This window comes from Serratia sp. CY33802, from assembly GCF_052169095.1.
GTDB classification, from domain to species: domain Bacteria; phylum Pseudomonadota; class Gammaproteobacteria; order Enterobacterales; family Enterobacteriaceae; genus Serratia; species Serratia bockelmannii.
Genome location: NZ_JBJNLL010000002.1, coordinates 892,343 through 904,572, shown reverse-complemented (window position 1 = coordinate 904,572; position 12,230 = coordinate 892,343). Strand labels below are relative to the sequence as shown.

13 protein-coding genes are annotated in these 12,230 nt (G+C 61.5%); 8 read left to right on the top strand and 5 right to left on the bottom strand.

Going from position 1 to position 12,230, the window contains the following annotated elements; translation table 11 throughout:
- Window positions 1-2: 2 nt before the first annotated feature.
- The 4 genes from ACJ8HA_RS10865 to ACJ8HA_RS10850 form a co-directional block, all read right to left on the bottom strand.
- Window positions 3-821, bottom strand: a complete 819-nt coding sequence (locus tag ACJ8HA_RS10865; protein WP_049208930.1) for a MetQ/NlpA family ABC transporter substrate-binding protein — start codon at window positions 819-821, stop codon at window positions 3-5.
- A 19-nt stretch (window positions 822-840) separates the two neighbouring features.
- Entirely contained in the window at window positions 841-1,509 is a 669-nt protein-coding gene (locus ACJ8HA_RS10860; protein ID WP_004939505.1) for a methionine ABC transporter permease, read from the bottom strand.
- Window positions 1,502-2,527 carry a methionine ABC transporter ATP-binding protein gene (locus ACJ8HA_RS10855; protein ID WP_049295227.1) on the bottom strand — a complete coding sequence of 342 codons (1,026 nt, stop codon included), beginning with the start codon at window positions 2,525-2,527 and terminating at the stop codon, window positions 1,502-1,504. The genes ACJ8HA_RS10860 and ACJ8HA_RS10855 overlap by 8 nt, the downstream gene beginning before the upstream one ends.
- 262 nt (window positions 2,528-2,789) lie before the next feature.
- Window positions 2,790-3,233: an acetyltransferase gene (locus ACJ8HA_RS10850; RefSeq protein ID WP_016928596.1), complete on the bottom strand. Its 444-nt coding sequence runs from the start codon at window positions 3,231-3,233 to the stop codon at window positions 2,790-2,792.
- A gap of 242 nt (window positions 3,234-3,475) precedes the next feature.
- On the opposite strand from ACJ8HA_RS10850, the gene ACJ8HA_RS10845 reads away from it, so the two are divergent.
- The 3 genes from ACJ8HA_RS10845 to ACJ8HA_RS10835 all read left to right on the top strand — a co-directional run bounded on the left by ACJ8HA_RS10845 (window position 3,476) and on the right by ACJ8HA_RS10835 (window position 6,168).
- Window positions 3,476-4,348 carry an oxygenase MpaB family protein gene (locus ACJ8HA_RS10845; RefSeq protein WP_442515334.1) on the top strand — a complete coding sequence of 291 codons (873 nt, stop codon included), beginning with the start codon at window positions 3,476-3,478 and terminating at the stop codon, window positions 4,346-4,348.
- 163 nt (window positions 4,349-4,511) lie between these two features.
- The gene (locus tag ACJ8HA_RS10840) at window positions 4,512-5,615 is read left to right on the top strand and encodes a suppressor of fused domain protein (RefSeq protein ID WP_025302009.1); all 1,104 of its coding nucleotides are present in this window, start codon (window positions 4,512-4,514) and stop codon (window positions 5,613-5,615) included.
- A gap of 25 nt (window positions 5,616-5,640) precedes the next feature.
- The gene (locus ACJ8HA_RS10835) at window positions 5,641-6,168 is read left to right on the top strand and encodes a cysteine hydrolase family protein (protein WP_049295228.1); all 528 of its coding nucleotides are present in this window, start codon (window positions 5,641-5,643) and stop codon (window positions 6,166-6,168) included.
- Window positions 6,169-6,200: 32 nt separating this feature from the next.
- Here the strand turns inward: ACJ8HA_RS10835 and ACJ8HA_RS10830 are convergent, their stop codons facing one another.
- The gene (locus ACJ8HA_RS10830) at window positions 6,201-7,076 is read right to left on the bottom strand and encodes an NAD(P)-dependent oxidoreductase (RefSeq protein ID WP_025302011.1); all 876 of its coding nucleotides are present in this window, start codon (window positions 7,074-7,076) and stop codon (window positions 6,201-6,203) included.
- A gap of 290 nt (window positions 7,077-7,366) precedes the next feature.
- Between ACJ8HA_RS10830 and trpS the strand changes: the two genes are divergently transcribed.
- From trpS to phnE (ACJ8HA_RS10805), 5 genes are all read left to right on the top strand, one after another.
- Window positions 7,367-8,374: a tryptophan--tRNA ligase gene (gene trpS / locus ACJ8HA_RS10825; protein WP_049208928.1), complete on the top strand. Its 1,008-nt coding sequence runs from the start codon at window positions 7,367-7,369 to the stop codon at window positions 8,372-8,374.
- Between the two features lie 117 nt (window positions 8,375-8,491).
- A complete protein-coding gene (gene phnC, locus ACJ8HA_RS10820; protein ID WP_019454697.1) occupies window positions 8,492-9,325 on the top strand; it encodes a phosphonate ABC transporter ATP-binding protein in 834 nt (277 codons plus the stop codon).
- Window positions 9,326-9,372: 47 nt separating this feature from the next.
- Window positions 9,373-10,305, top strand: coding sequence for a phosphonate ABC transporter substrate-binding protein (gene phnD, locus ACJ8HA_RS10815; protein ID WP_025302014.1), 933 nt, complete (start codon window positions 9,373-9,375; stop codon window positions 10,303-10,305).
- Between the two features lie 78 nt (window positions 10,306-10,383).
- Entirely contained in the window at window positions 10,384-11,247 is an 864-nt protein-coding gene (gene phnE / locus ACJ8HA_RS10810) for a phosphonate ABC transporter, permease protein PhnE (RefSeq protein WP_021503954.1), read from the top strand.
- Window positions 11,244-12,143: a phosphonate ABC transporter, permease protein PhnE gene (phnE, locus tag ACJ8HA_RS10805; RefSeq protein ID WP_025302015.1), complete on the top strand. Its 900-nt coding sequence runs from the start codon at window positions 11,244-11,246 to the stop codon at window positions 12,141-12,143. The genes phnE (ACJ8HA_RS10810) and phnE (ACJ8HA_RS10805) overlap by 4 nt, the downstream gene beginning before the upstream one ends.
- Window positions 12,144-12,230: the final 87 nt, after the last annotated feature.

Genomic DNA, 12,230 nt, shown 5'->3' with positions numbered 1-12,230 from the left:
TACTACTGGTTGACCGGGATCACCGCGCCCTGGTATTTCTCGCGGATAAAGTCCTGAATCGGCTTGGAGTGCAGCACCTTCACCAGCGCCACGATCTCCGGCTTGTTCACGTCGGCTTTGTGCACGGTGATGATGTTGGCGTACGGGTTGTTTTCGCCGCTTTCGACCGCGATCGGATCCTTGGTCGGATTCAGCCCGGCGTCGATGGCGTAGTTGGCGTTGATCACCACGGCGTCACCTTCGTTGTTGTTGTACATCTGCGGCAGCAGCGCGCCTTCAACGTTCGCCTGGAACTTCAGGTGTTTCGGGTTTTCCACCACGTCGGCGATGCGTGCATCCACCTTGCTCACCCCTGGCTTCAGCTTGATCACGCCTTGCTGTTCAAAGATTGACAGAATGCGGCCTTCTTCCGCCACCGCGTCGCGCATGATGATTTTGCCGTTTTCCGGCAGATCTTTCAGGCTCTTGTACTTCTTCGAGTAGATGCCGATAGGCTCAATATGGATCGCGCCGGCGCTGACGAAGTCGTAGCTCTTGTCGTCGGCGTGGTCTTTCAGCACCGAGTTCAGGTAAGGCACGTGCTGGAAGTAGTTGGCGTCGATGTCGTGGCTGGCCAAGGCGGTGTTCGGCAGAATGTAATCCTGGAAGCGCTTGATCTGCAGATCGATGCCTTCCTTCGCCAGTATCGGTTTGGCCTGTTCGAGGATCTCGGCGTGCGGCACGTTGGAGGCGCCGACCACCAGCTTGGTCGCCGCGGCGGCGCCGTAAGAGGCGAGGGTGGCGACAGAGGCGAAAGCCAACATCAGTAGGTGCTTTTTCATCATCGTTTTCCTTGGTTAATTAACGTTTATCGAGCGTTCTTGTCAGGGTGTCGCCAATGAACTGAATGACGAAAACGATCAGCAGGATCGTCAGCGTCGCCACCAGCGTCACGTCACTGTGGTTGCGTTGGAAGCCTTCCAGATAGGCCAAATTTCCCAGGCCGCCGGCGCCGATCACCCCGGCCATCGCGGTGTAACTCACCAGCGCGATCAGGGTGACGGTGATGCCGGAAACCAGCGCCGGCGAGCTCTCCGGCAGCAATACGCGGAAAATCAGGGTGCGGTTTTTGGCGCCCATCGAGCGCGCCGCTTCGATCACCCCTTTGTCGACCTCGCGTAGCGCGATCTCCACCAGCCGGGCGTAGAACGGCGCGGCGCCGACGATCAGCGCCGGCAGGGCGGCGTCCGCACCGAGAATGGTGCCGATCAGCGACTTGGTGAACGGGATCAGCAGCACGATCAGAATGATGAACGGAATGGAGCGGAAGACGTTGACCAGTACGGAGATCAGCGAGTAGACCGCCCGGTTCTGCAGCAACTGGCCCTTCGAGGTTAAAAACAGCAGCACGCCGAGCACGATGCCCAGCACCAGCGTGGCCAAACCGGCGATGCCGGTCATGTACAGCGTTTCCCAGGTGGCGTCCCACAGTTGGTCCAGGCGCAGGTGGGGGAACAGGGATTCAATCATGTTGGATAACCTCGACGGCGATATCTCTTTCGTGCAGCAGGCTGAGCATGTCGGCGACTTGTTGTTCGTTGCCTTCGGCGTGAATGTACAGTTCGCCGAACGAACCGTTGAGGGTGTGGCTGATCTTGCCGTGCAGAATGTTGACGGTCAGGGCGTAGCGCCGGATCACTTCGGAGATCACCGCCTGATGGGTTTGCACGCCCACGAAGGTCAGCTTGAAAATCGCCCCCGGCAGATGAGCGGTGAGCAGTGGATTGAAGCTCTCTTCCGTGTCCGCATACTGCGACACCTGTTTGACGAATTGCCGGGTGATCGGCTGTTGTGGCCGGGTGAACACGTCAAGCACCGGGCCTTCTTCGACGATGCGGCCGTTTTCCATTACCGCCACGCGGTGGCAGATTTTGCGCACCACGTGCATCTCGTGGGTGATCAGCACGATGGTCAATTTCAGCTGGCGATTGATGTCCAGCAGCAGGTCGAGAATGGCGTCGGTGGTTTGCGGATCGAGCGCCGAGGTGGCCTCGTCGCACAGCAGCACGCTCGGGTTATTGGCCAGCGCGCGGGCGATGCCGACGCGCTGTTTCTGGCCGCCGCTGAGCTGCGACGGATAGGCGTTTTCGCGCCCCTGCAGGCCGACCAGCGCGATCAGTTCCGCCACGCGCGGCGCAATCTGCGCCTTGGGCACGCCGGCGATCTGCATGGAAAAAGCGATGTTTTGGCTGACGGTGCGCGACCACAGCAGGTTGAAGTGTTGAAACACCATGCTGATTTTCAGGCGCGCCTGGCGCAGATGGCTCCCTTTGGCGCGGGCGATATCGAAACCGCCCACGTCAATGCGGCCGCTGGTGGGCGTTTCCAGGCCGTTGAGCAGGCGGATCAGCGTGCTTTTCCCGGCGCCGCTGTAGCCGATGATGCCGTAAATTTGCCCGGCCTCTATCGCCAGACTGACGTCGTCAACTGCCACGACGCGGCCCTGTGCGCTGTCAAAAGTTTTGCAAACGTTCGAAAGAACGATCATAACGAAGCGGATCCTTATCGATACATCACAGCATTCCGTCCGGAGCGCGTTGCGCCGGACAGGGATCGTTCGGCTTTTCGGCGGGGCACGACCCGGCGGGAAGTGGCGGACGGAACCTCTGTTGCGGGTGAATACCGGGCAATCCTACCGAGGGTTGATAGTGACAGGAAGAATGTAAAATCTATTACTTATTCTGATTTGATATATTAAACGGCGGGCGCCATGGGGGGAGAAAACCGGCCGCTGGGCGGCCGGTGGAGGGCTAGCGTTTTTCCAGCTTCATGTGCAGCAGCGGGAACGGGTTGCCCTGGCCGTCGAGCGGCGAGCGGCCGGTGATGACAAAACCGTAGTGGCGGTAGAAGCCGCTGGCCTGCGGATTTTGCTCGTTCACGTCCAGCTGCAGCTCATCGTGCAGCGTTTCCGCGTGGGTCAGCAGCGCTTTGCCCACCCCTTTGCCGCGCTGATCGGCGTCGATAAACAGCATCTCCACCTTGTTGCCGTTCAGACCGATAAAGCCGCAGGGATGCCCCGGCCGCTCTTCGGCCACCCAAACGTTGACCGCCGGCAGGTAGTCGTTCAGCACCAGCGGGAACAGCTGTGCGATGTTGTCTTCGGTTAAAAAGTGGTGAGTGGCGCGCACCGAACGCAGCCAGATATCTGCCAATTGCGCGTTGTCTTCCGCCGCGCGTGCTCTGATGGTAATCATCGAACTCTCTGCTATCTAAGTTGAAGGAAAAGAAACTAGATAGAGGTTTTGTGGGGTTAGTGCCGAATTAACGTGGGTTAACGCCCTGCAAAGCGCCTCTGCAGTGGATCGAATAGGCCCGCCTGGTTGCAAGCGGTATAACAACTGTAATTCAGTAAGTTAATGCTTTCAACCGCCGCAGGGCGCAATGAGGCGCTCGCCGCGTGATACACTGGCCGCTGAATGAGCAAGAGGGCGGCAGGATGGAAGCGGTACGTGCAGCGATAGAAAAACAGGTGCTCAGCATGACCGGGTTGGCGCTCGGCGGCGTCGATTTTGAGAATCCGCCCGGCGATCCGGGGCTGTTCGGCCCGCAGTCGGTCATCTGGCAGGTACACCGCGATTTCACCCCGATGCTGTGCGGCGGCGTCAGCGCCTTGCTGTTGCAAATGCTGCACCCGTTGGCGCTGGCCGGCGTATGGGATCACTCCAACTTCCGCGACGATATGATTGGCCGCCTGCGCCGCACCAGCCAGTTCGTGTCGGTCACCACCTTCGGTCCGACCGCCGAGGCGGAGCGGCTGATCGCCAAAGTCAAAGCCATCCATCTGCGGGTGACCGGCGTCGGCAGCGACGGCACGCCTTATGCCGCCAGCGATCCGGCGCTGCTCACCTGGGTGCACGTGGCGGAGAGCAGCCGTTTTCTGGCCAGCCACCTGCGCTACCGTAACCCGCATCTTTCCCGCGATTTGCAGGATCAATACTACCGCGAAGCGGCGCGCGTGGCCGCCGCGCTGGGGGCGACCGCCATTCCTCAGTCCTGCGCGGAGGTCGAAGAGTACCTGCAGGCGATGCGGCCGCAGCTGGTCTGCGATGAACGCACGCAAGAGGTGGCGCGCATTCTGCTGAAAGCGCCGGCGCCGAGCGCATTGGCGCGCCCGCTCGGCGGGGTGGTGATGCAGGCAGGCATCGATCTGTTGCCCGATTGGGCGCAGCGGCAGTTCGGCTTTCATCCGGGCGCACTGCGGCGGCGGCTGGTGCGAACGGGGGCCGCAGGCCTCGGCAAAGTGCTGGGCGCGTCGATGCGCAACGGTTCCTATCAGCGCGCGGTGAGGCGCATTACTCGGCCGTCATGAGCCACAGCCGCTATAATTAGTCTTTGTTTATCTTCGTTTACGGCCGCTTTTGAGACTTTTACGGGTGATCCGGCCAGTAATGCGTTTTACACTTGGGGGCAAAGCCACATTCCATTTTTTGCGCGCAGCCGATTCTGCCGCGCCCTGACCCTATTGAGGTGATATGAACGAGTCATACGTACTTGCTGAAGTCAGCAATGAGAACCAGACGCTGGTCGCGGTGGTTCAGCAAGATCACCGGGCAGCCTATTTTTACATCTATCCCGCCGAAGCCTACAGCGATCGCTATCAGGTGCGCGCCTGCTGGCTGCGCAACCTGGCCGCCGCGCCGCTGCAGGAAGACCGCGCCGCGCTCGAGCAGGGGCAGCCGCCGATGCTGGCGGCGGAATTTTGCCGCAACCTGGAAGGGGAAGCGCCGCTGAACCCGGAAGGGCTGATGGTGGTGTGGAGCGAAAGCGACGACGGCGCGGCCCTGTGGTATTACGGCCAGCTGCTGGCGGTGATCCCCGGCTGGAGCCTGTATATCGACCATTCGGTGTGCTATTCGGCCAGCTGCATCAAGGAGAGCCCGTTGGCCTATCCGCTCGGCTCGGCCTCGACCAACACGCAATATGCGCAGGCGGAAAGCACCCGCCAGTTTTGGCGCAGCTGGCAGCGTGAAGAGGGCAACCCGTGGCCGAAGATGCAGCGCGATTTTCAGGCGCGCTATGAGCCGCATTTCGGCCCGTCGGTAAAATACTACGCCATCGATCAGGGCAAGTGGCCGCCGATGGCCATCACCCAGCATGAGCGCGACGGCATCTATTACTTCCTCACCATGGGCGTCAGCATTCGGCCGATGCCGTGGGTGGAGATTCTGTTCAACGACGAGGCTTCGCGCTATCGCCGCATGGAGATGGCGATCGCCATCGACAGCCAATACATGACCGAAGACAACGCGGTGCAGATGGCCAGCGCGCTGGCCGGTTTCGCGCACGCGCCTTGGGCGCGGCTGACCTGGATCGGCGAAGGGCATACGCTGGAGTCGGACGTGGCGCCGCTGGGCTACGAGGGCTATATTTTATCGTCGTCCTTCTACCCGCATCACGCGCACCTGACTCTGCCGCAGCAGTACGGCGACCCGGTGAACCTGTTTTGGGCCAGCCCGGTGTTTACCGCCGAGCGCCAGCTGGCGCACGCCACGCCGAACGGCGGGCACGATCTGGTGAACCGGTTGCGTGAGCAGGGCGTCGATCATATTTTCCGCCCGCGCCAGCCGGTGTGCTGACGCGGCTTAATCTTCGGGAGCCGCCATGACCACCGCGTTGTTGATTATCGATGTGCAGGAAGGATTGTTTACGCCGCCGCCGGCGGATGCCACGGGCACCGTTACGCGCATTAATCAGCTGAGCGAGCGCGCCCGCCGGGCGGGCGTGCCGGTTGTCGTCATTCAGCACCATACGCCGGACGACGAGCTGCCGCACGGCAGCGCCGCCTGGCAAGTGCTCGCGGCGCTGAAGGTGGCGCCGGGCGACCATCGGGTGGATAAAACCACGCCGGACTCGTTCCTGCGCACTTCGCTTGGCGCGTTGCTGATCGCCAACGGCGTATCGCAGTTGGTGGTTTGCGGTTACTCCACGCCGTTTTGCATCGATACCACGGTGCGCAGCGCCGCGGCGCACGGCTATCCGGTGACGCTGGCGGCGGATGCCCACACCTGCCACGACAAATCCTATGCCGACGGCCTGCTGATCCGTACCCACCATAACGAGACGCTGTCGAATATCGACAGCTTCGGCGTGCCGATCCGCGCCGTGCCCGCAGCGGACATCGTGTTCTGATAACGGAAAACGGGGGCCAGCGCCCCCGTTCGTTATTTCAGGCCCGCCCGCCGCGCCGCCACCTTGGCCAGCGCGGCCCAGTCCAGATCCGCATCCCCTTGCGCCATCGCGTCGAGGAAGTTGTCCTTCAGCACTCCGGCGAACGGCATCGGCGTATGGCTGTCGGCGCCGGCGGCCAGCGCCAGCCCGACGTCCTTCAGCCCCAGCGCCAGCCGGAATCCGGCGGGTGAATACTTCTCGGCGGCGATCAGCGCACCATAGCCTTGGTAAGCCGGGGCGGCGAAGACGGTGCTGCTCAGCATCTGCAGGTAGTCGGCGCCGGAAACGCCGTAGTTGCGCACCAGCGCGCTGCCTTCCGCCATCGCTTCAATGGCGCTGGCCAGCGTAAAGTTGGTGGCGATTTTGACCACGTTGGCCTGCGCCGGGTCGGCGCCGAAGTGCCAGGTTTTCTGGCCGAGGGCATCGAACAGCGGCTGCGCTTGCTTCAGCCGTTCGCTATCGCCGGCTGCCAGAATATTCAGCTTGCCGGCGGCGGCCACGTCGATCCGCCCCAGCACCGGTGCGGCGAGATAGCCGATGCCGTGTTCCGCATGCAGCGTCGTCAGGCGTTTGGCTAGCTCGACCGAGATGGTCGCCATATTGATATGCAGCGCGCCCGGTTTCATCCGCTGCAGCAATCCGCTGTCCACCACCACCTGTTGCGTGGCGGCATCGTCGGCCAGCATGGTGATCAGCACGTCGGCATCGGCCAACTGTTCTGGCCGTTCGGCCTGCCGCGCGCCGGCGTTTACCAGCGGCTGCGCCGCCTGCGGCGAGCGGTTCCATACCGTCAACGCGAAGCCCGCCTGCACCAGGTTAGTTGCCATGGCGCTGCCCATCCCACCCAGTCCGGCAAATCCGATCTTCATCATGCGCTCCTTTTTCAGGTTGAAGGTTTTACCCTAGCGCGCCGGGCCAGGAACGCAAATGCCGGAGTGTAACGCCTTCTTACGCGCCGGCGGCGGGCTATTGACGCATTGCCGCTGCGGGTATACCTTGATGGCATGAATATATCGATGCACTCCACCCACAATCAGTCATGGTGGCGCCTCTTCTGAGGCGGCACGAGTATTCACATCTCTTTTTAATGCCGCCGGTTTGGCGGCATTATCTTTTGTGGCGTTGATCCGGCGGTCTACAGACCTTCAGGAGCACTGTCATGAGCTACACCATTCTTACCGGCGATCGCGCTACCGGCCCACTGCATTTAGGTCACTTTGTCGGCTCGCTGCGCCAACGCGTCGAACTGCAGCACCAGCATAACCAAACGGTGATGGTGGCGGATCTGCAGGGCCTGACCGACAACGGCAACAACCCGCAAAAAATCAGCGCCAACGTGCTCAATGTCGTGGCCGACTATCTGGCGGTCGGCATCGATCCGCACAAGACCACGATCTGCCTGCAGTCGGCGCTGCCGGCGTTGGCCGAGCTGACGATGTACTACCTCAATCTGGTCAGCGTGGCGCGGCTGGAACGCAACCCGACGGTGAAAAACGAAATCGCCGAGAAGGATTTCGCCCGCAGCCTGCCGGCCGGTTTTCTGATCTATCCGGTCAGCCAGGCGGCGGACATCACCGCCTTCGGCGCCACCCACGTGCCGGTCGGCGAGGATCAGCTGCCGATGCTGGAGCAAACCAACGAGATCGTGCGGCGCTTCAACCACATCGTTGGCCAACCGATATTAACGGAGTGTCAGCCGCTGTTGAGCAACGTCGGGCGTCTGCCGGGGCTGGACGGGCAGGGCAAGATGTCGAAATCGCGCGGCAACGCCATCCCGCTTGGCGCCGGCGCCGACGAGGTTCACAAGGCGGTGATGAGCATGTTCACCGATCCTGGCCATCTCAACGTCAGCGATCCCGGCCGGGTGGAGGGCAACATGGTGTTCACCTATCTGGACGCCTTCTGCGAAGACGCCGCACTGGTGGCGGAGCTGAAGGCGCACTATCGGCGCGGCGGGTTGGGGGACGTGAAAATCAAACGGCTGCTGGAGGATTGCCTGCAGAGCCTGCTCGAGCCGATCCGCACCCGCCGCACCGAATTCATTGCCGATAAAGGCGAGCTAACGCGTATCCTGCAGCACGGCACCCGCCGCGCGCATCAGGTCAGCCAGCAGACGCTGCAGCAGGTCAAGATGGCGCTGGGGCTGGACTTCTTTAGCCTGGAATGATGCGCACGCCGGGGCGGCACGCGTCACGCCCCGGCCATAAAACGATCATCCCACTGTCATAAACTTATCCGTTAATAGGTGCCCATAATGATTAGCCACTGAAACCAGAGAAATCATATGGCTCAGGCACTGTTAAAATTGGCACAGCACGACTTTCCAGGGCAGCACGCCGCCGCATCCCGCAAAGTATTATCGGTAAAGGGACTCGGCAAGGCCTATAAAGCGCAGCAGCGCGTGCTGGATGACATCAATTTCGATCTGCACGCCGGCGAGTTCGTGGCGGTGATCGGCCGCTCCGGCGCAGGCAAGTCCACGCTGCTGCATACCCTCAACGGCACCATTCCTTCCAGCTGCGGCGAGATGCTGCACTTCGAAGACGATGGCGTGGCGCAGGATATCGCCCAGCTTGCCGGCCGCCAGATGCGCCAATGGCGCGCGCGCTGCGGCATGATCTTCCAGGACTTCTGCCTGGTGCCGCGGCTGGACGTGATGACCAACGTGTTGCTGGGGCGCCTGAGCCACACCTCCACCCTGAAATCCTTCTTCAAACTGTTCGATGACGCCGACCGCGCTCGCGCCATCGAGCTGTTGCAGTGGCTCAACATGCTGCCGCACGCGCTGCAGCGCGCCGAGCACCTCTCCGGCGGCCAGATGCAGCGAGTCGCCATCTGCCGCGCGCTGATGCAAAACCCGCAAATCCTGCTGGCCGATGAGCCGGTCGCGTCGCTCGATCCGAAAAACACCCGCCGCATCATGGACGCGCTGCAGAAAATCAGCGAAGACGGCATCGCGGTGATGGTGAACCTGCACTCGGTCGAACTGGTGAAAGAGTATTGCTCGCGGGTGATCGGCATCGCCCACGGGAAGATCGTGTTTGACGGGCATCCTTCGCAACTGAACGAACGGATCCTGCACCAGCTGTATGGCGAAGAAGCCAATCAGATCCATTGAAGCACTTTTGACCTTTACCCTTTACCTTTACACACAAGGCACACCTAATGAAAAAAGTATTGAGTCTGACCACCCTGATGGCCGGCGCGATGATGGTATTTAATGCTGCCGCAGCGGATGCGCCGAAAGAGCTGAACCTGGGCATTCTCGGCGGCCAGAACGCCACCCAGCAGATCGGCGATAACCAGTGCGTGAAGCAGTTCCTGGACAAGGAACTGAATGTCGATACCAAGCTGCGCAACTCGTCCGACTATTCCGGCGTGATCCAGGGCCTGCTGGGCGGCAAGATTGACCTGGTGCTGAGCATGTCGCCGTCATCGTTCGCTTCGGTCTACATCAAGGATCCGAAAGCGGTGGACATCGTCGGCATCGCGGTCGACGACGTCGACCAGTCGCGCGGCTACCACTCGGTGGTGGTGGTGAAGGCCGGCAGCCCGTACCAGAAACTGGAAGATCTGAAGGGCAAGGCCATCGGCTTCGCCGATCCGGATTCCACCTCCGGCTTCCTGATCCCGAATCAGGCGTTTAAAAAGCTGTTCGGCGGCACGGTCGACAACAAATACAACAACACCTTCTCCAGCGTCACCTTCTCCGGCGGCCACGAGCAGGATATCCTTGGCGTGCTGAACGGCCAGTTCGAAGGCGCGGTGACCTGGGCGTCGATGATCGGCGACTACAACACCGGCTACACCAGCGGCGCGTTCACCCGCATGATCCGCATGGATCACCCGGACCTGATGAAACAGATCCGCATCATCTGGCAGTCGCCGCTGATCCCGAACGGCCCGATCCTGGTGAGCAACTCGCTGCCGGCCGACTTCAAAGCCAAAGTGGTCACCGCCATCAAGAAGCTGGATAAAGACGATCACCAGTGCTTTATCAAAGCGATGGGCGGCAAACAGCACATCGGCGACACTACCCTGGCGGAATACCAGACCATCATCGATATGAAGCGCGAGCTGACCAAAGGCGACCGTTAATTCCCGGCTGCCTCGGCCGTCCGAATGAAGGGGTTCAGCGTGCTGAACCCCTTGTTCCATCAAGATGGAAGACCTGCTTTGAATACCGATTTCGCACACTATTACCAACGGATCCGCAGCAAGCAAAAACGCGAAGCGCTGCTGTGGTCGCTCGGGCTGGTGGTGCTGTACCTGGGCGCCGGCAACCTCGCCGAGTTCAACCTGCACACCGTCTGGGTGTCTATTCCGCACTTCTTCGACTACCTGGCCGAAACCGTGCCGACGCTGCACTGGCACCTGCTGTTCGCCGATGGGCGCACCGAAGGTTCGCTGGCCTATTGGGGTTACCGCCTGAACATCCAGCTGCCGCTGATCTGGGAGACCCTGCAGCTGGCGCTGGCGGCGACCATTTTTTCGGTGCTGGTGGCGACCGTGCTGGCGTTTCTGGCGGCCGGCAATACCTATACCCCGGCCTCGGTGCGGCTGGCAATCCGCACGCTGGTGGCGTTCTTGCGCACCATGCCGGAGCTGGCGTGGGCGGTGATGTTCGTGATGGCGTTCGGCATCGGCGCCATTCCCGGCTTCCTGGCGCTGGCGCTGCACACCATCGGCAGCCTGACCAAGCTGTTCTACGAATCGATCGAAACCGCCTCCAACAAGCCGGTGCGCGGGCTGGCGGCCTGCGGCGCCACGCCGCTGCAGCGCATGCGCTTTGGCCTGTGGCCGCAGGTGAAGCCGGTGTTTCTCTCCTACAGCTTCATGCGGCTGGAGATCAACTTTCGTCAGTCGACCATTTTGGGGCTGGTGGGCGCGGGCGGCATCGGCCAGGAGCTGATGACCAACATTAAACTCGACCGTTACGATCAGGTCAGCATGACGCTGCTGCTGATCATCGTGGTGGTTTCCGTGCTCGACTACGTGTCGGGCGAGCTGCGCAAGCGTGTGGTGGAGGGGGCAAAATGATAGCGGGCACTCCGGCATCGGCGGAAACGCTGCGCCAGTTGAAACAGCAGCATCCGGCGATCTTCGCGCAGCAGGGGCGCTACCTGCGCACCGTCGGCCTGATCGCGCTGGCGATCGTGCTGTACTATGTGTTCTTCTTCCTGGTCTTCGGCATTAGCTGGCCGCAGTTTATCAACGGCTGCCAGCAGCTGGGGCGCTATTTCCTGCGCATGTTCGTCTGGCACGACTTCGCCAACTGGCCGTTCATGTACTACTTCCAGCAGATCGGCATCACCATCGCCATTGTGTTCGCCGGCACCATCACCGCGTCGCTGATCGCGCTGCCGCTGTCGTTCTTCGCCGCGCGCAACGTGATGTCGACGCCGCTGCTGCGGCCGATCTCCGTGCTGGTGCGCCGCTTGCTGGACGTGCTGCGCGGCATCGACATGGCGATCTGGGGGCTGATCTTCGTGCGCGCCGTCGGCATGGGGCCGCTGGCCGGGGTGTTGGCTATCGTGATGCAGGACGTCGGGCTGCTGGGCAAACTGTACGCCGAAGGCCATGAGGCGGTGGACAAGTCCCCCAGCCGCGGCCTGACGGCGGTGGGCGCCAACGGGTTGCAGAAGCACCGCTACGGCATCTTCACCCAGTCGTTCCCCACCTTCCTGGCGCTCAGCCTGTACCAGATTGAGTCCAACACCCGCTCAGCGGCGGTGCTGGGCTTCGTCGGCGCCGGCGGCATCGGCCTGGTGTATGCGGAGAATATGCGGCTGTGGAACTGGGACGTGGTGATGTTCATCACCCTGATCCTGGTGGTGGTGGTGATGATCATGGACAAGGTCTCGTCGATGCTGCGCAACAAGTACATCATCGGCGAAGACATCCCGCTGTATCAGCAAAAAAGCCAAATCGATTGAGAAACCCCTTGCCGATCCCTATACTGCCGCACATTCAAGGTGTGCGGCCATACCCGTCATACTTGGAGCTGCCTCTTTGTTGGCTGC

Coding starts and splice junctions, on each gene's coding strand:
- ACJ8HA_RS10850 (WP_016928596.1), bottom strand. CDS start 3,233: ATGATTACCATCAGAGCACGCGCGGCGGAAGACAACGCGCAATTGGCA.
- ACJ8HA_RS10845 (WP_442515334.1), top strand. CDS start 3,476: ATGGAAGCGGTACGTGCAGCGATAGAAAAACAGGTGCTCAGCATGACC.
- phnE (WP_025302015.1), top strand. CDS start 11,244: ATGATAGCGGGCACTCCGGCATCGGCGGAAACGCTGCGCCAGTTGAAA.
- ACJ8HA_RS10860 (WP_004939505.1), bottom strand. CDS start 1,509: ATGATTGAATCCCTGTTCCCCCACCTGCGCCTGGACCAACTGTGGGAC.
- ACJ8HA_RS10840 (WP_025302009.1), top strand. CDS start 4,512: ATGAACGAGTCATACGTACTTGCTGAAGTCAGCAATGAGAACCAGACG.
- trpS (WP_049208928.1), top strand. CDS start 7,367: ATGAGCTACACCATTCTTACCGGCGATCGCGCTACCGGCCCACTGCAT.
- phnD (WP_025302014.1), top strand. CDS start 9,373: ATGAAAAAAGTATTGAGTCTGACCACCCTGATGGCCGGCGCGATGATG.
- ACJ8HA_RS10830 (WP_025302011.1), bottom strand. CDS start 7,076: ATGAAGATCGGATTTGCCGGACTGGGTGGGATGGGCAGCGCCATGGCA.
- ACJ8HA_RS10865 (WP_049208930.1), bottom strand. CDS start 821: ATGAAAAAGCACCTACTGATGTTGGCTTTCGCCTCTGTCGCCACCCTC.
- phnC (WP_019454697.1), top strand. CDS start 8,492: ATGGCTCAGGCACTGTTAAAATTGGCACAGCACGACTTTCCAGGGCAG.
- ACJ8HA_RS10855 (WP_049295227.1), bottom strand. CDS start 2,527: ATGATCGTTCTTTCGAACGTTTGCAAAACTTTTGACAGCGCACAGGGC.
- ACJ8HA_RS10835 (WP_049295228.1), top strand. CDS start 5,641: ATGACCACCGCGTTGTTGATTATCGATGTGCAGGAAGGATTGTTTACG.